Origin of the sequence: Brevibacillus laterosporus LMG 15441 (assembly GCF_000219535.2) — a bacterium.
In the GTDB taxonomy this organism is placed as follows: Bacteria; Bacillota; Bacilli; order Brevibacillales; family Brevibacillaceae; genus Brevibacillus_B; species Brevibacillus_B halotolerans.
On sequence record NZ_CP007806.1, the window covers coordinates 4,114,212 to 4,134,876 of the forward strand.

General features: G+C 38.8%; 15 protein-coding genes, 2 tRNA genes and 1 pseudogene. 4 read left to right on the forward strand and 14 right to left on the reverse strand.

Annotated elements, in window-relative coordinates:
- Positions 1-80: 80 nt before the first annotated feature.
- From BRLA_RS18010 to BRLA_RS18035, 6 genes are all read right to left on the reverse strand, one after another.
- Positions 81-287, reverse strand: coding sequence for a hypothetical protein (locus BRLA_RS18010; protein ID WP_003336428.1), 207 nt, complete (start codon positions 285-287; stop codon positions 81-83).
- A 337-nt stretch (positions 288-624) separates the two neighbouring features.
- Positions 625-2,004: a DUF4179 domain-containing protein gene (locus BRLA_RS18015; RefSeq protein WP_003336427.1), complete on the reverse strand. Its 1,380-nt coding sequence runs from the start codon at positions 2,002-2,004 to the stop codon at positions 625-627.
- Positions 1,983-2,534: a sigma-70 family RNA polymerase sigma factor gene (locus tag BRLA_RS18020; protein ID WP_003336426.1), complete on the reverse strand. Its 552-nt coding sequence runs from the start codon at positions 2,532-2,534 to the stop codon at positions 1,983-1,985. Before BRLA_RS18020 ends, BRLA_RS18015 begins: the two co-directional genes overlap by 22 nt.
- A gap of 266 nt (positions 2,535-2,800) precedes the next feature.
- Entirely contained in the window at positions 2,801-4,582 is a 1,782-nt protein-coding gene (gene spoIIP / locus BRLA_RS18025) for a stage II sporulation protein P (RefSeq protein WP_003336425.1), read from the reverse strand.
- 235 nt (positions 4,583-4,817) lie between these two features.
- A complete protein-coding gene (locus tag BRLA_RS18030; protein WP_003336424.1) occupies positions 4,818-5,795 on the reverse strand; it encodes a hypothetical protein in 978 nt (325 codons plus the stop codon).
- Positions 5,773-6,345: an RNA polymerase sigma factor gene (locus tag BRLA_RS18035; protein WP_041752351.1), complete on the reverse strand. Its 573-nt coding sequence runs from the start codon at positions 6,343-6,345 to the stop codon at positions 5,773-5,775. The genes BRLA_RS18030 and BRLA_RS18035 overlap by 23 nt, the downstream gene beginning before the upstream one ends.
- Before the next feature lie 281 nt (positions 6,346-6,626).
- Here BRLA_RS18035 and BRLA_RS18040 point away from each other — a divergent pair, with 281 nt between their 5' ends.
- Positions 6,627-7,538, forward strand: coding sequence for a PIG-L family deacetylase (locus tag BRLA_RS18040; protein ID WP_003336421.1), 912 nt, complete (start codon positions 6,627-6,629; stop codon positions 7,536-7,538).
- A gap of 298 nt (positions 7,539-7,836) precedes the next feature.
- Here the strand turns inward: BRLA_RS18040 and BRLA_RS18045 are convergent, their stop codons facing one another.
- Complete coding sequence (locus tag BRLA_RS18045) at positions 7,837-8,262, reverse strand: ASCH domain-containing protein (protein ID WP_041752353.1); 426 nt, start codon at positions 8,260-8,262, stop codon at positions 7,837-7,839.
- 279 nt (positions 8,263-8,541) lie between these two features.
- Here BRLA_RS18045 and BRLA_RS18050 point away from each other — a divergent pair, with 279 nt between their 5' ends.
- Entirely contained in the window at positions 8,542-8,763 is a 222-nt protein-coding gene (locus tag BRLA_RS18050) for a VOC family protein (protein WP_003336418.1), read from the forward strand.
- Positions 8,764-8,922: 159 nt separating this feature from the next.
- Here the strand turns inward: BRLA_RS18050 and BRLA_RS18055 are convergent, their stop codons facing one another.
- Positions 8,923-9,456 (reverse strand): dihydrofolate reductase family protein, encoded by a 534-nt coding sequence (locus BRLA_RS18055; RefSeq protein WP_003336417.1) that lies wholly within the window; start codon positions 9,454-9,456, stop codon positions 8,923-8,925.
- A gap of 112 nt (positions 9,457-9,568) precedes the next feature.
- Here BRLA_RS18055 and BRLA_RS18060 point away from each other — a divergent pair, with 112 nt between their 5' ends.
- The gene (locus tag BRLA_RS18060) at positions 9,569-10,510 is read left to right on the forward strand and encodes a helix-turn-helix transcriptional regulator (protein ID WP_003336416.1); all 942 of its coding nucleotides are present in this window, start codon (positions 9,569-9,571) and stop codon (positions 10,508-10,510) included.
- 1,620 nt (positions 10,511-12,130) lie between these two features.
- Here BRLA_RS18060 and BRLA_RS18070 read toward each other — a convergent pair.
- Positions 12,131-14,248: a hypothetical protein gene (locus tag BRLA_RS18070; RefSeq protein ID WP_041752356.1), complete on the reverse strand. Its 2,118-nt coding sequence runs from the start codon at positions 14,246-14,248 to the stop codon at positions 12,131-12,133.
- Positions 14,249-14,339: 91 nt separating this feature from the next.
- Positions 14,340-14,972 carry a hypothetical protein gene (locus BRLA_RS18075; RefSeq protein WP_003338794.1) on the reverse strand — a complete coding sequence of 211 codons (633 nt, stop codon included), beginning with the start codon at positions 14,970-14,972 and terminating at the stop codon, positions 14,340-14,342.
- Between the two features lie 944 nt (positions 14,973-15,916).
- Here BRLA_RS18075 and BRLA_RS18080 point away from each other — a divergent pair.
- Positions 15,917-16,345: pseudogene (locus BRLA_RS18080) on the forward strand (tyrosine-type recombinase/integrase); the annotation flags it as partial.
- Between the two features lie 120 nt (positions 16,346-16,465).
- Here the strand turns inward: BRLA_RS18080 and BRLA_RS18085 are convergent.
- The 4 genes from BRLA_RS18085 to BRLA_RS18100 form a co-directional block, all read right to left on the reverse strand.
- Positions 16,466-16,541: transfer RNA gene (locus tag BRLA_RS18085), tRNA-Val, on the reverse strand.
- 29 nt (positions 16,542-16,570) lie between these two features.
- Positions 16,571-16,647 (reverse strand) — tRNA-Ile (locus BRLA_RS18090).
- Positions 16,648-17,029: 382 nt separating this feature from the next.
- The gene (locus tag BRLA_RS18095) at positions 17,030-19,030 is read right to left on the reverse strand and encodes a methyl-accepting chemotaxis protein (protein WP_003338792.1); all 2,001 of its coding nucleotides are present in this window, start codon (positions 19,028-19,030) and stop codon (positions 17,030-17,032) included.
- Positions 19,031-19,436: 406 nt separating this feature from the next.
- A complete protein-coding gene (locus BRLA_RS18100) occupies positions 19,437-20,546 on the reverse strand; it encodes a YdcF family protein (protein WP_003338791.1) in 1,110 nt (369 codons plus the stop codon).
- Positions 20,547-20,665 lie beyond the last annotated feature (119 nt).

Below are 20,665 nucleotides of genomic sequence, written 5' to 3' on the forward strand. Positions count from 1 at the left end.
AGACCGTAAGATGCTACAGCATCCTTACGGTCAGACGATAGACGTAAACATTGAAAGGTTATTTGCAATAATGACCTGTTCTACTCTTGAACTTTACGATTTAAGTACACTCTTGTCCAATAAAATATGGCCGTTCCAATAAGTAAAATTGTAAATTGAATTCCAGTACTTCCAGTCTTAACAAGATCATATAAAGACCATATTAATAAAGCTACCGTATAAAACATAAAGGTATTTCTTGCTGATTTCTCATTATGTGATTTTTCCATTTCATCTGCTTTTCTCATATTTTTTCCTCCTCATAAAAGGAAATAACCCAAGCGTGTAATAAATTCCTTCAACACTTATATACAACAGCTAGGTTATTACGCTTTTTTTCCTCTGCTTTTTTTCAGGAAAGCACCACTGTAGCTTTTCTTGTTATCGAGATTCATATTTTCCATGACTCTTTTTCTAAATGTCAAAAACCTTTTACATTATCATTGTAATCCAGAAACAATAAATGTCAAATTGTTTTTACATTTTTAGTAGTATGGACAATGTGGGAATTTCCCTCTGGTTCTTCCAGCAAGCTGTACTGATCCAATTAGAATGACAATTCCTCTTCACCATGCCTAGTACCATTTAAAGCAAAGGAATCTTGATTAAATTCTGTTCACGTATCTTTTGCTCTTCTTTGTTCATAATATCTGTAGGAACGACTAGCTTCAAATTTTTTGAAGATGGAAAGGGTGGAAATTCTTCCATGAACGAATAGGTGTCAGTAAACTCTCTAATTTCAGTTGAACTGTAATATTCGTTATTCTTTTCATCCTTTATTTTTAAAAAACGGGATTGATTAAAGGGATTTTTAATCTCATAATGAATAACCGTTTTTGTTGAAAGAAAATCTACCTTTTTTAGAATAAAGTCTCCTTGTTGTTCGGACAATACATAAGGTAATGGCTGTGATAGATCTATCTCTGCATCCTTTGGAGGATTTTCTTTTGTTTTTGACTTCTCCAGCTCTGTCTCTTTCTCTACTACACGGGGAATCATGTAAATAAATGGTTCTTCTCCATTTAGTTTAGAAAGTATAAGCTCGTATTCTTTGGTATTGTCATTTAAAAAGTGACCCGTGAAAGAACGTGGTCGTCTATTCATATATTGGTCATAGAAGGTGATATGAAGATTCTTCAGCTTCTCTCTAGGACCATTGACTATAATTCGTAAGGTTGTTCCTGTAGCATACCTCCTGATGTTTTCAACTGTGAATTGTAATCCGTTCCGATCCTTTTCAAAATGTGGAGGAGCTGTTCGTTGGAAGGCTTTTAGAGAATCGGGCATTTTAAATTCAAGATCCCACTGCCATTTCCCACTTCCTCCTACTAAACCTACTCGTTCTATCTGTGCGTGAAGTTTAAAATCATTGGGTGCCCCTGCTTTTAAATAAGTAGAGCTAATCCCTGCATACAAATGGTCCCCGATTCGTGTTACGTCTTCACCTCCACCGTTAAGAAAAGATTCTCCATTTCCATTCAAAGTAAGTTCCTTAAAATCAGCAAGATAATCAGAAAACAAATCCCTATTGAGATCTTTCTCCGGCGGCATTTGAACCAGATACCCAATGGTCAATAGGTGTCCGTCAAAGAACAAATCGGTTATTGTGACGGTCACTCCTTGATCGGTTTTGCTTACATGATAAGGAACAGTCAACCCTTTTTCATGAAAGGCTTTCAGCTCTTCATCACCATATGCCACAAAGGCACTGATACGCGGAGTATTGGTAAGTGTGGGAAACAGATTTTTTATGGTGTCCGCACTAGGCATTCCCGTTATTGCCAGCAGGATAATCAAGAATCCAGCAATGGAGGTCGTCCAGTACCAGATTCTACGCTTTGGTTTTGATGTCATGATCATTTTCTCCCGTACATGATTTTTCATTTCCTGGGTAAATGTTAACTCGGAAAGGATTGGACCTTTATCACTATATTGAAATTCCTTTAATTCTTGATCGATGTCCATGACAATCCCTCCCGCTCAAGCATTTGTTTCAGTTTTTTTCGTCCTCGGTAAAGCTTGTTTCGCACTGCACCTTGAGAGGTTTCCAGAACATGGGATACTTCTTCAATGGATAAGTCCTGATAATAATGAAGAATGATGACTTGACGGTAGGAGAGCGGCAATTTCAGTACAAGCTGTACGAATTCCTTCCGTTCCACTTGCTTCATGACCAGTGGCTCTGTCTCATCCTGCTCTTTTTGTGTATGCAGATTTTCCCCAAACAAAGATGGGAAGATATTTCTAACGTACCAGGATCGGACATGCTTCTTGGCTTCGTTTATGGCGATTCGATAAATCCATGTTTGAATGCTTGATTCCCCTCGAAAAGAAGGCAGGTGACGATATACTTTTACGAATACCTCCTGCGCAATATCCTCAGCAGATGTCCGATTTTTTACAATTAAATAAACAAGATGTACGACTCTCCTTCCATATTCGTTCATAATTCTTTCCATGATGGCTTCGTTGGTTTCATGCAATTCCAATTCCATGGCGTTACTCCTTGTCCGCTCACCTATATTGATCCATGAGCTACGGTTCGTGTCACACCTTTTTAAAAATTTTTTGGCAATAGCGAACAAAAAATGAAAAAATCCTCACTATGGAGGATTTTTTCTTGTGATTTCTCTGATATCTACGAGACAATGAATACCTTTTCACAGGATACAGTCCCTTACTCCCTGTATATCATACCGCTGATCGGTACATATCTCATAAAACAGGCTTCTTTACCCATTGCCCTGTAAGCATTATTCTTTTACTTTACTGCCATTTGCGATTCAAACATATAATTCACAAGCACATTAGCAAATGCTTCTGCCGTATTGTAGCATTCCTCCAAGGTATTGTTAGTGCCGCCAAATTCGAGCAACAGGCTTCCCTCAGAGATTGACTGATTATACACGCCATTCCCTTGGTTCTTACCTTTCAGGATAAGCCCCCGGGATAAGCCAGGATACGCCGCTTCCAAACGGGCATGCAGATTTTCCGCGAACTTCTTGTTCTGCAAATAGTTCGGGTGAGCTGTGCCAATGACAAACAACATTCGTGAATACGACTTGTCATGTAAGGTCAAGGCTACCTTACTGCGAGGCTCGTTACTGTCCCGATGGATATCAAAAATATATTGTAGGTTTGGATTCATTGCTGCCGCTGCGCTTACTGCTTTGTATGATTCCGCATAGGAAAGCGAATAGCTTTTCTTTTGCTCCGCTAGCCTTTTGGCAAAGTCGTCCTGATTCACCATCGCCTGAATACCTTGTGCTTGCAACAGCTCACCTAGCCGTTTTCCGACCAATGTAATATTGATTTCGGGATCATCTACTGAGCTACCGCTTGTGTTTCTGGCGACATTTCGCCACGACTCACGGTTATGCGTGTGATAGATATAGACTTTTTCATTCCCGACCATGCCAGTGTTATACTCTATTCCAGAAGTATTAGGTACATTTACTGGCTGATTGGTGCCTGGCTGGACAAGATCTACTATCCAGCTAGCAATATAGGCAGTCGAGTTGTCTGCCAATCGAATGACATACCAGTCTCCTTCGTTCTGGACAACCGGGTAGATTTGCCCTGGCTGAATATTTCCGACAACCGCGTAATTGGTTCCAGGCCCAGATCGCAGATTAGTATCGGAATTTCGTACACGTATCATTGCTTCAGTAGCTTGTGCTGTACTAGGAGTAGGCGCCCCCGGTATATCAGTTAGCTGTTGTACCTGAAACGGTATATCACTAGGCTGTACCTGAACCGCCATCTCCTGTGAAGCTGGTTTAAAAATAAATCCGTCTGTGCCGTTGAAGCTGATCTTGTACCAATCATTTTCATATCCATAATGGGTAATTGTTGTATTGACAGGTAACTGACCAATGACTGTGCTTAAAACATTTGGCTCAGCATAAACCTCATAGCTTTCCGATAACACAATTGTCCCTGCCACTCGTCCAACCTCTGCAACGGAAGGCTGTAAAGGAACAATCGGTTCAGAAGGTGCTAAGGATGAAGCTGGAGCTGAAACAGCTATCGGATTAGGGACTGGATCAGGAATCGTTTTGGCCGTTGGGGCAGCCGTTTCCGTCAAGAAACGTGCATTTACCCAGCCGCTAACCTGATTAGACAGCTTGATCTGAGTCCAATCCCCTTGTTTTTTCATTTGTAAAAATACACCGTTTTGATCGATGATCTGCAATATTTGGGCAGTCGCATTCGGCTCAGCCCGAACATTCAGCATATCTACATTACTTTTTACATATTTCACCTGCGGAATCTCAATCTTTTTCACATATTTATTTAGTACCCAGCCTGGTTTTCCATTGGCGAGCTTCACCTGTATCCAATCATTCTTCTGCGTAAGGATCGGTAGCCGTGCAGCTCTGTTGATGGTTCCGACTATCTGGTTAGTTGTACCTGGAGCACTGCGAATATTTAGTTTATCAACAGTTACCTCCACATGAGTGGCCGCCTGAGCATGCGATTGAGGCATTAGTAAAAGCAGGAAACAAACAGCTATCAAGATGGTATGTACACGTAAAAACAAGAACCTCGTTCCTCTCTATTTGATTCATTATGACTGGTAAATTCAGCCTATGGAATAGAAGTTCTCGTTCCATCTACATATTCCTTCATCCTACGACATTTTTTGCTGACAAAATGAAAAGAAAAAAGACGAAACGACAAGTTTCGCCCTTTCTTCTACTTTTCTAATGTTGCAAACCCTGCATGGTAAGTAAGTCCCTCTGAGGAAAGCTAGATAATGATGAACTTTGCTCTTATTACTTCGCCTGATTCACCTGTTTTGCCATTTTGAACAACTCTTCTTTCGTAACTAGATTCATCTTAGCTCTAAGAGAGTATTCCACCTTTGTTCCATTTTTTACCCAGTGTAGGCTGTGATTGCTGTCCCCATTTTTCGAGGAAAAGACGGAGTAAACCGCTTCATTATCCTCCACCTTTCCTTTTTCCAAAGTATTGGCAAAAGTTCCGACTTTAGATTTCCCTTCCTTTCTAATATCTACCTGTACATATACACTCCCTTTTTCTCCTTTATACTCCGCCTCTGCATTACGAAGCTTATCTGTTATTGGGATTTCTTGAGCGATATATTCTTTTTTCGTTTTCTCTTGTTCTGCTTTCATCCATGCTTGATCATATTTATCGCTCGGATCATAGACTGCTTCCCCCTTTGTGAAAAGAAAACCATTACCTAGCTCGGAGGGTAGCTTGAACAGATTCCCTACTTTTTTTTCCATGTTCTCCCATGTGGTAAAGGTGAATGGTTTGGACTTCACGTCAATAAAAGGACGTGGGTTCAACTCGTTTTGCTTTTGAAGTTCTGTAATAGGCCAATAGATGGCAACAGCCGATCCAGGTTTCATTTTCGTGAGAATCTCGTTGCCAGTGTCAAGCTGTCTATATAACTCTTCAGATCTATTGTGGAGTTTTTCCTTAACCTCTGGTTGCAAATTTTTCATCATTTGTTCTTGCTGATATTCACTTCGTTTTGTGACTTGGGACACTACTTCACCCTTCTCGTTTTTCAGCTCAATCGTCTGGATGCCCGCCCACACAGATGATGCTCCTACCAGCAATCCTACAGTCAATAATAGGCCTAATTTCTTTTTCACTTTCTTTTCCTCCTGTCTTTGATCTGCATATATCGCCTTCATTAGCTTCTTTTTAACATCAATTTTGGGGACTGGCTGCGATGTAAGCAGTTCCTGTATTTGCTCATATGGATCTCTGTCCTTCATCGAGCATCCCTCCTTTTTTGACAAAGTAATGCTTGCATTTCTTCAAAGCCCGCTCAAATTGCTTGCGTAAGGTTGCAGGATTCTTGTTCATCAATTCCGCAATCTCCTTATAATCCTTTTCCTCCAACACCCTCAGAATCAGAAGGGTTCGCTCTTCCGTAGATAGCCTTCTCCAGATGCTAGATAATGGTTCGCCAAGGTAATGATGATCGATCTCTTCCTCCACATAGTTGCGGCCTTCCTGATCCCTGTTGTAGAAAAAAGGTAGCAAGCGAATTAGCTTCCTGCGCCTCAATTGCTTCGCACAATAGTTATAGGCGATTTTGTACAGCCATGCCGAAAAGGACAAGGAGTATGTATACCGATCCAAATTCTTATATGCCCTGAACAAAACATCCTGTACAGCATCTTCTGCTTCCTGTTTGTGACCAAGCATATGATAGCAGTAAGTAAAAATGGGCTGTTGAAAATGATCAATGATGATTTCGAATTTATCAAGAGAACCGTTTTTGATCTCTACGATCAGATTCTCTAGCTCTACTTTGTCCACTTGTTTGCCTCCTCTCACTATGTATAAACCCTGAGGCAGTCGATTTGTGACACTACAATATAAAAAAATACCATAGACTGAAAATCTCAATAGGCCTACACTCAAAAAATTTAGACCTGTGCGTATCAATCGGTATAGATAGGTGTTTCTTCCGTACTGAGTTGGGAGCATTAGATATAAATACTTGTTGTCCTATAAAATAAGTAATGATATTATGTAGAGTAAAATAATGGTAAAAAATACATCAATTTACCAATCGTTAGTGGGAGGGGAATTGCTATATGCGGAATTCAAAAAGATTTGTTAAGTCAAAGCTCGTTTTAAAAGTTTTCTTTTTGTTCGCTCTTATCTGCACGGTATTACCACATCAGGCTTCCTTTGCAGCCTCTGATTACAAATCGATATCCTTTTATTTACAAGCTCATCCTGATGACTGGCAGTTATTCCGCGGTGATTATGCTTATAACGATTTGCATGCCTCACAAACCAAAGTAGTATTTATTTATACCACAGCAGGTGACGCTGGTTCTGTAAAAGGTTGGTGGGAAGCCCGTGAACGCGGGGCAGTCGCATCTATTAGAAAAGCACTTAAGCCAACTCCATTAACAATAGATATCGCCCAATTTAACGATCATCCTATCGTCCGCTATACATCCGGCAATTCCGTAAGCTACTTTTTACGAGTACCAGATGGAATGGATGGGTCTGGGTCTAAAGAATATAATAACGAATCGTTAAGTAAGCTACGAGACAGCAATAAATCAATAACAGCAGTGGATAAATCAACCACATACACTAGCTGGTCAGACTTTACCTCTACGTTAAAGGAAATCATGGACTATGAAACAAATGCAGTCGGAGCCAAGCATCCTTGGGTAAATGTGGCGGATAACGATAGTAAGTATAATCCTGGGGATCATATGGATCATAAAGCTACTTCAGATGCAATAAGCACTTTTGCAAAAGGGAACTATAATCGAGTCTTATATGTTACGTATGATGTGAAAAATAAGAAGGCAAACATAGGCGGAGCGGCTCTAACGAATAAGAAAAATCTTTTCTATGCGTATGCAAATGAGGTTTACAGTCAAACGGTTGCAAACGGTGATCCTGTTGATCAACAGTTGTTTGAGGATGAATGGTACTGGTGGGGAAATAAGAGTTATTCCAGAAATATTAAGTATGATCAGTAGTCAGATAGAAAAAGCTCTCTTACATGTAAAGAGAGCTTTCTTGTTTTCATCTATTATGATAAGAAGTAAAACTCCATTTCCCCCTCATGTAAGCGGTTGGATTTTTCACTTATAATGTGCCGTCTTTATTCCCCTATTAATTCAGCAAAACAGATTTTGTTACACTCCAGCTTCAAAATTGGTTCTTTCGAAATAAAAAACGAAAAAACCACCTGCTACACCTCTCTTGATGACTTTTCAAAAACTAGAACTTAACATCTTATTGCCGCTAAATAGTATGTATTAGAAGGAAGCTTTTTTATTCATTCCAATTCCACAATCCTTGTCTTCCTCTCACTGAGATTCGTTCTATTTGCTTTACATTCGTTAATTTCCAAGCGAATCGCCCTAGTTCATACCATCCAAAAGCGTATTCATTTCCCTCTATCCGGTGCTTTGAATCTCCAGCTAAAGCATAAAAGCCGGTATGTTCTTTCACTTGCAAGCACTCTGTAAGCAGACATGTCCCAACAATTGCTCCAGTCGGTAGGTCATCCGCGGTTAATCCATATTTGGCTAAAACAGATCGAAATGGCTCCTGCTTACATGCGTCCTTATCCACCTTCTTGCCAGCATGGATTGCTAATTCTCCTCGATAATTCGTGCGCCAGCCCCGGGTCTCGAATTCCTTTTCTCCTAGGGCAATAAGCGTGGCCCATGGCTGATGTATCGTAATTGCCTTCACTCTTCCTACCTCCTCAAAAACGATCAATCTCAAATCTCACGTCACCAATCATGTCTCTCTTTGCCCGTCTCTCACACCCCATTGCACGACGGACAAAATTCTAATCCCTCTTGTATCATTATTACACACTGTTTGTCTATTTCTTGGCAAAAAATTTCATGACCCACTTGCTCATTCCATTTTCATTCTTATCTGAAAGCCCAGGCACGGACAATAACAATATCTTCGCTGACTCATCCTTCTTGTAAAAGGGGTAACCTCCGATTTACATATCCCGAAATGAATTTGGAAATTGCTTCAGTAGGGAACTTTTTATTACTTTCCGGATCGGAGAAAGCCCTTGCTCCTTTTAAAGCTACAATAGCTACCTTTGTTGTAGATTCTCTGGATGAATTTGCAGCCGATTTTAAAGAAAACGGTCTTTCATTTATTCCAGAGCCTAAACAGGTGCCTACAGGAAAAAGCATGACTGTCCAGCATCCTGATGGAGCTATTGTTTAATACGTTGAACATAGTTGTTACCCCTGTCATTCGGAAGATTCAATAAAACAAGAAAGCCCCAAGCCTTTAAGAAGTTGAGAAAAAGCCCTCCGACGACTATCAACTGCCGAAAGAGGGCCTTGCTGGTATTTCATTTTCTTCCCAGATGCATCGTTTATTTTAGCTTTTTTTGTGTTTCACCTTATAATGGATCTGGACAAATTGCCCATAGCGTTTTGTTCCCTGTAAGAGTAAATCTATTTGTGGATTTTTTTCTGTAAATAAAGGAATGCCAGAGCCCAAAATATGAGGTGTAACTGTAATCATGTACTCGTCAATTAGATTTTCTTTCATAAAAGTATCAAGAATTGCAGCTCCACCGATCATCCATATGTTAGCCCCTTCCTGTTCCTTTAGCTTTTTAGTGAAATCAACTACATTTTCGTTTACAAATTCGACATACTCATTTGAACCTTGTTCTGAAGTTGAAAACACATAACACTTTTTATCCGAATATGGGAACACTTCCGTTATTTTTCTTACATACTCATAGGTGTTTTTCCCCATAATCGTTGTATCAATCGATTGATACATTTCCAAATAACCATTGTCACCTTCTCCCTCTGTTTCGAATAACCATTGTAAATCATCATCTTCCTTAGCAATAAACCCATCTAAGCTTGCTGCAATAAACAAAATAATGTCCCTTGGCATCGTTAGTCCCCTTTTTTCAAAATGTCCTTCCCCTTAAAACACGTAAGGCAGGTTTTATACTAACCTTAAAACATGACAATTTCTGACACGTAAAACAAGAAGGGTGAGATATATGTCAAAAGCCAAGCGTTTATTAGATATCCTTATGTTTGTAACTACGAAAAGAAAATTTACAGCACAAGAATTAGCTGACGAATTTAACATATCAGTCCGAACCATTCATAGGTATTTGTTAGATTTAAGTGATATGGGGCTATCAATCTATGCAGAACAAGGACGAAACGGCGGATATACAGTATTAACGGATCGCATTCTCCCCCCTGTTTTATTTACAGAGGAAGAAGCCGTCTCCATTTTTTTTGCCTTTCAATCTTTCCATTATTATCGTAACCTTCCATTTGATACTGAAATCAATTCGGTTGCACATAAGCTCTATCATTCGCTTTCCAGTGATTCGAAAGTAAAAGTAGATAAAATTCGCTCCTATATCACTTTTTGGAATCCCAAAAGAAGCATAGAGGCCCCCTATCTAACCGATATGCTAGAAGCCTCTATTGCAAATAAAAATGTACATATTCAGTATGAATCGAAGTCGGGTACCACGACAAAATACATACACCCCATTGGAGTATATGCTCATAATGGATTATGGTATCTCCCTGCTTATGATTACAACAAACAAAAAATATTATTATTTCGTATCGACCGTATTCTTTCTATTTTGTCCACAGATGAAAATGAAGCAGATTTTATGAATTTAGAAGAATGGTTTATTTCTAATCAAGTAAAAAATCCGATTCGCTTACATGTTCTCCTTTCAAGAGAAGGAGTACGTCAATGTAAAAGTGCCCCTGAGCTAGAAGGCTATGTAACAACACAGGAAGACGGAACTGGATATATTGATTCATTGATAGAGGAAAGTGAAATCTCTTATATCGCTCCGCTATTTTATAGATTGGGGGGTCATGCACAAATAAAAGAACCAAGGGATTTAATAGACAAATTGCGATTGCAGGCACGGGAAATTTTACGTATTTATGCGGGGGAAGAATAGAGCTTAGATAGAGAACATTTCAATTTGCTAGGAGAATAACCATTTTCTCTCCCAAGGATGAGGATCTAGCCTCGATACAAAGAAAAAGCCCTCAAAAAGGGACTTTCCTCATCATTGGAATCACTTTTTGAGATGCCTATCAGAGCCAAAAGATCAGATTCTCAATAGGTAAAATATCCAAGAAGATTGATTGAAAAACCTGCGTTATTTATATACTTTACAGTGTATGTTCCAGGTTGCAGACAAAATTGTTTTGAAGTGGTTCCCCTTGAATATATCCCATCAAAAAAATAAATCTGTCCATTGTCCCCTATTATATTAACAGAGGTGCTAAAAGAGCCTCTTCTTTGAGGATCGGATGTTGTTTGATTAACATTGAGCGTCCCACAAAAGTAGAACCAACTGTCGCCCTTATCGGTGCATCTTTACAATAGCTATTAGCAAAAATTAAACAAATAATTTTCATGTGGCTGCACTTTCTGTTGTTGACCAGCCTCAACTGATTTACTAGGCTCTGCTTGTGCAGAAGGAACTAATGCGAATACCATCATTGCGGCTATCAAGCCTTTGAACACTCTTTTTTCATTTTCATGCCCCCTGTATATCGCATTTTATTACATTTATAAAACATAATACATCAAATTAGATAACAATATATTTTTTCAAAAAATCTAATGAATGAAGCGATTGTAAATCATCATATATAAATGCATTCACTACTACATAAAAATGGAATCTTTAAAGAGCTCAAGCTTTCACTTTATAAACGTAAAAAGACGCTCTTAAATAAAAGGGCGTCTTTTTCTTTGGGCAAAGGATATGATGATTACATAAATATATGTTCTTGTTAGTAAGAGAGCTGTTTTAAAATTCCGGGCATTTTTTATCCTAAGCTATCAGGATATTCCTATGTTTAAATTATACCTATTACTTAAGTAAAACAGACAATCCCTGAGATAGGATATCCGGCTTGTGTCTTTTTACAGAGATGAAAATGCCTTTAGTGAGAAAATCTTTTAAAAATATAATACTTTCCACATATATTTTACTGAAGAAAAAACTCAAATTTTTGGAAACAAAAAAAGAGAACAAAAAAATTTCGTCCCCAATCCATCTCTAAGTTAGTATTTAAGAGCCTGTACTAGTAAATGAAACAGCCGTACATTTTATCCCCAAATAGGAATAATCAATCGTCACTGTAGTGATTGGTTCTTCTTGTTTCAGCATTAAAGCATACCTCGCACCTTGATACTTATTATCATATGAAATAAGTGTGTATTTACTTATAATAGCGTTTTGAATATTGATTGAATCGAATTTTTTCTATCAAAACTTTCTGATTTCGAATAAAATTCTTTTTTATCCTTTTTTAGTTGAATTTTTGCTTTTAAAGGTTGTTTCTGATTGGCCTCAACATTTTTGATTTTTATGTCTGCCATCCCATCCTCAATTAATCAAGTATAGGCGTTTCCCCATAACATGACATGTGCCTGTAGCAAAACTTTGGACGTGTATTTCTCATGCTGGGCACATAGAAAATTATCCGCTCAGAGAGACAAACTCTGAGCGGATAAACTTAATTCTTCTTTAATCTTTAATTACCAATTTTATCGCCATTGTCTACTTCGAAATATTCCCAGATTCCAACTTAATAGATACAAACTTCACAATGTTATTCGACCCGTCTACTTCATAGAGACCAAGATATTGTCCTGCCGTTGCCTGGATGTCGTCACCAGAAGTGTAGCTAGTCCCTCCACTAAGAACATCACCTACATTTGGTTTCGTGAATTCATGATCTTCTAGTTTGTATTTCAAGCTGTTTTCTTCGCCTACAGTATAGGTTACTTTTGTTGTCCCAGTAGCACTACCTGCCTCTACGTTATGACCACTAATAGCCGGAGCAACAATCGGAGCAACTTTGATATCCCCAGCTTGCAACTGAATAGATACAAACTTCACAATGTTATTCGACCCGTCTACTTCATAGAGACCAAGATATTGTCCTGCCGTTGCCTGGATGTCGTCACCAGAAGTGTAGCTAGTCCCTCCACTAAGAACATCACCTACATTTGGTTTCGTGAATTCATGATCTTCTAGTTTGTATTTCAAGCTGTTCTCTTCGCCTACAGTATAGGTTACTTTTGTTGTCCCAGTAGCACTACCTGCCTCTAGGTTATGACCACTAATAGCCGTAACAGCAATCGGTGCAGCTTTGATATCCCCGGCTTGCAACTGAATAGATACAAACTTCACAATGTTATTCGACCCGTCTACTTCATAAAGACCAAGATATTGTCCTGCCGTTGCCTGGATGTCGTCACCAGAAGTGTAGCTAGTCCCTCCACTAAGAACATCACCTACATTTGGTTTCGTGAATTCATGATCTTCTAGTTTGTATTTTAAGCTGTTTTTATTGCCTACAACATAAGTGACTTTTGTTGTCCCGGTAGCACTACCTACCTCTACGTTATGACCACTAATAGTCGGAACAGCAATCGGTGCAGCTTTGATATCCCCAGCTTTCAACTGAATAGATACAAACTTCACAATGTTATTCGACCCATCTACTTCATAGAGACCAAGATATTGTCCTGCCGTTGCCTTGATGTCGTCACCAGAAGTGTAGCTAGTCCCTCCACTAAGAACATCACCTACATTTGGTTTCGTGAATTCATGATCTTCTAGTTTGTATTTTAAGCTGTTTTTATTGCCTACAACATAAGTGACTTTTGTTGTCCCGGTAGCACTACCTACCTCTACGTTATGACCACTAATAGTCGGAACAGCAATCGGTGCAGCTTTGATATCCCCGGCTTCCAACTGAACAGATATGAACTTCACAATGTGATTCGATCCGTCTACTTCATACAGACCTAGATTTTTTCCTGCCGTAGCCTTGATGTCGTTACCAGAGATATAGTCTTGCTCGCCACCAGGAAGCGCTTCTCCTACTTTTGGTGTCGTGATTACACTATCTGCTAGTTTATATTTCAGGCTATTTCCGTTGCCTACAGTATAGGTTACTTTTGTGGTCTCAGATGCACTACCTGCCTCTACCTTATGACCACTAATAGCCGGAGCAACAATCGGAGCAACTTTGATATCCCCGGCTTCCAACTGAACAGATATGAACTTCACAATGTGATTCGATCCGTCTACTTCATAGACACCAATATATTCATTAGCTTGTGCATCTGTAATATCATTTCCAGAAATATAAGCTACTGCCTTATTAGGTGCCTTAGTACCTTTATTTGGTGTATCAAATACCTGATTTTGTTTTAAAATTTTATAGCTATTGCCACCGACATTTGGCAATTCTAATTTTACACTCCTAGCGACACTACCTTTAGCTTTGCTAGTGATCGTAATTTTTTCAACTTTACCGATTACAGGGGCTACTACATGATTAGTGATAGGAGGAGCTACTCGTTTTGCTTTAGCTTTCTGCTCTTTCGATAAACCACCTATTTTTTCTGTATCCACATACTCTCCTACTTGGATATTTGTAGTAGAAGGTAATCCTATGACCGTTACATCAGATGTATTAAATAGTATTTTAGAAACGTTAACTTTATTATCAAACTCAATTTCGGTAGCTTTATTGACAACTACCTCATTAAATGTAGAATTCGTTACCGTCACCTTTGCAAATGAAGGTGTTACAATCATGCTAAATGCAGCAGTAGAAAGAACAGCTAATACCGATAATTTTTTGAAATTAAACTTACTCATTACTATTCACTCCCTCATATATGTAAGGAGAGGACGATAAAAGAATGTATCGATCTCCCTAATATTCCAAAAAAGCATTGTGGATCTATACCTACCCTACAATTGTTTTTCCTTCAACAGTAACATCGCTTAACTCCACATTATTTTTGTCCACATTCGTAATCTTCAGATCGCCAATAATCTTTTTGCCTAAACCTTTAATGATGATGCTACGAGCTACAGTAATATCTCCTTGAATATCTGTTCCCAAAATAATGGTTTTCACATTTGGATTTTGTAATGCGATATTAAACTCAGTAGCATTAGTAACAATAACTTCTGTGGTAAGTAATTTTTGCTCAGGTTGCATTTCTTTTACAGTAGAAACGTTACCTTTAGCATCTACAGCGTAGAAACCTTTTTCTCCACCGATTTTTTCGAAATCTTTGCTAGTTATTGTTTTGTATTCAACTTCTTTTCCCGCTAATTTAGCAACCATCAGTTCTTGTAAAGTAGCTACTTTCCCATCCCAATTTACATAAAGAACGTTGTTTTCAACATTCTCTAAACCAGAATCATATAAATCTGCTACAAATTTATGGGTTTGTTTAATTAGTGCTTTGTCAGAATAGTATCTGTCTACTTTTCCACCAATATATACACCGCCATCTGCTGCATAAGCAGAAGTAGCCATACTAGTTACTAGTGCTGCAGATAGCACTGATAGGATTACTTTTTTATTCACTTACAACCCCTCCAAATATCGTATATTGAAGTATTTCATTCCCTTGTTTACATAACATATATGTTTTAGAAAGATAAGAGACCTTAGGCCGCTAATCTAGCATTTAACCATAAACATCTGGAAGTACTTCTGAAGCTGTTTGTTTCTTGATGTCTAGCTCACCCAAGTAGATGCTTTCACATATGTTACTGTGTTGGTTGGACGAACTGTTTTGTCTGGCTCCCCTTTTTGCTAGGTCTTCACTAACTGCAATGCTACTCCGACCTTTACATCAGTACTAAGCTTCAGTAAAAGCTACGAATGATGACACATCAAATTGATCACTTAACCCAAAAATGAGATAAACTATTTGACATTTTAAACAATAAAAAATACCCCTGATCCACGTCCGGGTTTCAGCTTATAGACAAAGATCCAAATGTCTGCACCCTTGAGATGTTTCTCTCTTTCATAACTATAGAAGCTGTTATTTAAAGTGAGGTTCCCGGTTCTTGAGGGCAATTGAAATTGTATGATAGATTGTACAGAATAAAAATAGAAAAAATTACTGTTGTCAAAAGTATTTTTAGTACCTAATCCTTTTGTATCATATGGAAATAAGCCTCATTTTAAAAAATATTTGGGTTGTCACATGCACCGAGGAAGTAATCATCCTTACTTCACTCAAATTTAAACTCCCCTTTAGGCAAACCAGTTACAATCTATTTTTCAGTGAGTAGATAGTGTTTCACCTTTACCCTAGATTCTTCATTCTAGAGCTTTCTTGTCCACATGATAAAATTGTAAGAGCATGATTAAAGCTGGCTAGAGAATTTCCTTGTTTGAATCAGGTAGACTTTCAGACGAAAATATTCAAAAGTTACATACAATTATCAATGAATCATTAAAGTTAGTTGGAAAATGCTCCCTAAGAATGTAGCTTCCGTCATGACGGAAAAGAGGTACAGATTGGAGCTAAAACTAATTCTGGAAATAGAACTATAGCTATTGATGCAGAAACAGTAAAAGAGATGAGGGAAGTTGAAAAAAGATACAAAGCTGAAAAATTAAAAGCTGATCCAGGTATGTATGAAGATAACGGACTAGTTATTTGCACTATTGTAGGAACTCCAGTAACTCCAAGAAATTTAATGAGGTCATTTTACCGTTTGATTGAAAAAGCGCAGGTAAAAAAAATAAAAATTCATGATCTTCGACATTCACATGCCACCATGCTATTAAAAGCAAACGTTAATCCAAAGGTTGTTGTTGAACGTATGGGGTGGTCTGATATGAAGATGATAGACCGCTATGCTCACGTTTTACCTAACATTCAAAAGGAAACTGCTGAAACATTTGGTAAAGTATTCTTTGAAAACAAAGAAGCTAAATAGAAATTTCATTCGCGCCAAATTCGCGCCAAATTTTCTTTTCGCACCAAAAAGCATATGGACAAGTTTATCTACAAATAACAAAAACCCCTTGATTCCCAAGGGGTTTACACGTCTTATATATGGTGATCCGGACTGGGTTCGAACCAGCGACCCCCACCCTGTCAAGATGGTGCTCTCCCAGCTGAGCTACCGGATCAAATTTTTCTGGGAATGAAATATGTAATTTGGTGGGCCCTGTAGGACTCGAACCTACGACCAATCGGTTATGAGCCGACCGCTCTGACCAACTGAGCTAAGGGCCCTTATGCTTAAAAGGTTATGTATAACATATATAAGCATTGTTTGTTGACAAAAATAAGTATAACTCATTTTCATTTAAGATTCAATAGTTAAATAAAACTTTTTCTGCTTTTTTTTGTGAATTTTCCCCAATAGCTTATTTTCTATCAGAATATTTACGCACATCAATTTTCTTTACTAAGCTAAGCTTTTCCCTACCAAGATCCGCCAATTCTACCAGCACTGTTGGTTCGGCTGGTTTTGCTGGTTTTGTTCATTCTCACATTATACTCTAGGCCTATTTTTGGTAATAAAAGGTATCTTTACATGAATAGTGCCTACTTAACAGGACTTTCCTGCTAGGTAGGCACTCCATATTGCTCCTCTATCTTTTCTACTTTTCTCTTATTCGTTTATCTTAAATCTTTCGACAGCACGCCGCATTCCTTCTGCCATCTTAGTCAGTGCAGTTGCAGATGAAGTAATCTCCTCCATTGATGCGAGCTGTTCCTCAGATGCTCCGGTAACACTCTGTGAAGAGGTCGCCATGCCTTGGGCAATCTGGGCAATCTCGCGCATGGAGGCAGAGACTTCTTGTGCACTTGCCGACATTTGTTCTGTAATGGCTGATACGTCATGAATTTGTTCAACGATATGCTGTGTCGATGCTTGAATGTTAGTAAAAGCCTCTCTAGCTTCTGTTGTCACCACAATACCCTTTTGGACATCTGCATGAACTTTCTTTTTCATGACTTCTGATGCATTCTGGGTCAAGCTCGTTACCTGTATGATAATCTCTTGGATGCGATCTGCCGTTTGTTTAGATTGATCTGCAAGCTTTCTGACTTCATTCGCAACGACAGCAAAGCCTCTTCCCTGCTCTCCTGCCCGTGCTGCTTCAATCGCTGCATTTAACGATAGCAAGTTCGTCTGCTCCGCAATATCAACGATAGCTGTACTCATCTCAGCGATTTGTCCGCTATGCTTTTGCAATTGTTCCATAATACCTGCGGATTCTTCTACAGATTGACGAATCGCTTCCATTTGTTCTGTCACTACTATTACTTTTTGATTACCATTCTGTACATCCTCTGAGGTTTTAGCCGATGAATCTACAATGGCATTTGCTGATTCGGCGATTTTAAAAATACCCGATGACATTTCTTCCATGGTCCGAGCGCTTTCAGATGTAGCTACTGCTTGTGCTTTTGATCCGTTTGCCGACTCCTCTATTAGCTCAGTTACATATTCAACCGCTTTAGAATTTTGGAGTGTACTAGCTGTCATTTGTTGACTTGACGCCGCCAATTGATTAGATGTTTCCTTCATCTCTGTGACAATCCCTCTCAGAGAACCTACCATTTCATTGAAGTTGGTGGCTAATTGACCAATCTCATCGTTCTGATTAATATTCACCTTTTCGTCTAAATAACCATCGCTTACTCGTTTAGCAGCGACAGCCAGTAGTTCTACTGGTTTTGTAATTTTACTTGTCCAGATAAATATTAAGATCGAAGCGGCTACGAGAAAGACAACTAAAATGAAGGCCGTTTGGTTCAGAATCGGGGCAGAAGCCTTTGCATATTCTTCATTTGAAAGGACCCCTGCGATCTTCCAGCCTGTTAAAGGGTTGGTCTCAAATACCGCTTTTAATTTTTTACCGTTCTCAGGGGAATCATAGCCGATCGAGCCCTTATCGTTTTGTTGTATGTATGTGTATTGCTCACCATCTACCTGATGTCCCATGGCTTGTGTAGGATGGGACATGAATTTGTTCGTACGATCTAGCAGATACGCATATCCTTCAGAACCAAATTTTACACTTCCCACTAACTCGTGAAGTTTATTAATGCTTAAACTAATACTTACGGCACCCTGTCCATCTGGAAGCGCTTTACCGATATTCAATACATAATTTTTTGTTGTCATCGAAATGACAGGATTATGGATAGCGATGGCGCTCGGATCCTTCATGACCTGTTTATACCAATCTCGCGTTCGTGGATCATAGTCTTGTTTACCTGGGTTAGGAGCTTTCATCCATGCACCATTTTGATTCCCGACTGTTACGATTTCGATCTCAGGATGTTGTTTTGCAAAGTCCTCCATTATTTTTCGAAGCTCAGGACTCTGCGTGTCGATTTGACTAGAGGTAATTTGTAGGACCAGAGTATCGAGATTAGCAATCTCTAATTGGATAATCTGGTCAATTGCTTGGTTCAATAAGCTTACATTCGATTTAGCTGTTTCCTCTAATTTTTGTTCCAATTGCCATTTCGAAATGTAGTAGGAGGAATAGCCGATGAGGATTCCCTGTAATATTAGGACAACAATAATCAGGAACATCAGCCTACTCCGCAAGGTCTTTCGATTAAATATACTATTTCGTATGTCTAGCCATTTCATTAGCCTATGCCCTCCCTTGATAGTAAATCAGCCTGACAGTATAGCTGACTAGGACTTTATATCTATTACTTACATCGGTTTTTTTCAGCCTTTATGTAACTATTTAGGAAAATTCTTTTAAAAAACATTATTGTGAGTATATACCTCTGTATGTAATTAAAGTTAATTATATGAAATCCCACTAAAAAATACACGTAAAAAGAACCGTCTCATCCACAGATAAACCTACAGACAAGACGGCTCCACAGCCTTTTGACTTTTTTACTTGAAGAAATAAAATAACGCGTGCGCTCTCTGCTAGTTACATCTATCTTAATGTCCAATTCTGTTTTGTAACATCAGCATTATTCTACTAACAAAAGCCTCAGATCATACTGAATAGCTTACAATAAGTAAAAAATAACGCCTAGCGCTGCATACCAGGGTACGCCCAAATTCCGCTTGTTCTCAATAAATCGCGGTAAATAACTAACTGCTCATCCTTTGTTACTTTATGGGCTTCTTCCATGGATTTATAATCTAGATATACCATATTAGTGATGTTGCGATCGTTCTTTTTACCCAATTGCTTCGCATAATGCTCACTCGCTTCTTTAAACACACTTAATCCACGACGCATATGACTCGCACTGGATACCAGTGTCATATCCTTTAAGCCTTCACGCTCCATGATTGCAATGGAAAAAAGCGCATTTTCAACGGTATCGGTTGCTTTGTTATCTAATAGAATACGGTTCTTATCAATCCCTTGCTCCATGAGCCATTTGCTCATAGCGTCCGCTTCCGTTACACCTTTTTTCGGTACACCACCGCTTACGATGATTTTAGAATTTGGATACTGCTTTGCTAGAGCAAGTCCTGCTTTTAGACGTTCAATTAATGGCTCTCGCATGGTTCCATCCTCTGCTAGCGCATAGCCTAGAATGACGATGGCATGATCTTTTTGTGGCAAGCCTTTTGGTACGTCCTTGTTAAAAACAGTCTGCATATACGCTTCAGCAGAGGCAAGCTTTGCTGCGTACTCGTTTGCTTTTTGCTCATCTAATTTCTTTAATTTGGCCATTTGAGCATCATACGTTTTTGTATCACCATTAACCTTGGAATAAACACCGTATAACAAATTAGCATTAAAATTAGTAGGGTCAAGATTCAGAATTTGCTTATAGGTCTCTAATGCTTCCGGAAGCTTCTTTTGAATGATTTGAGTAGAAGCTAGTCCGAATTTCAGGTCATTATCAAAAGGGTCAAGCATAGTTGCTTCTAGGTAAGCGTTTTCAACAACATCGTATTTTCCTTTTAAGGTAATTCCCTTAAAAATCTCCGCTTCTGCTTTCTTTAAATCACCACCGTGCCAGTAATAGTACATCGCTGTTTCTTTTAGCTGGTTAATACGGTAGCTTGTAGGCTCATCATTTTTTACAGTAGTCGTACTTGGGTTCGCGAATACACTAGACGTTGTTACCAGGGATGCTGCTAGAATTACACTAGCTAGTAATTTTTTGTTGCGTAACATCATAAAAAATTCCTCCTTATGAGCAGCTCTATGTTGTTAGGTTAATCAGAAGCACGGCTTTGCACGATCCTCCTCATGCATAAGGAAAATGGCTAGCAAAAAAGCATGAACTAAACAGGTAG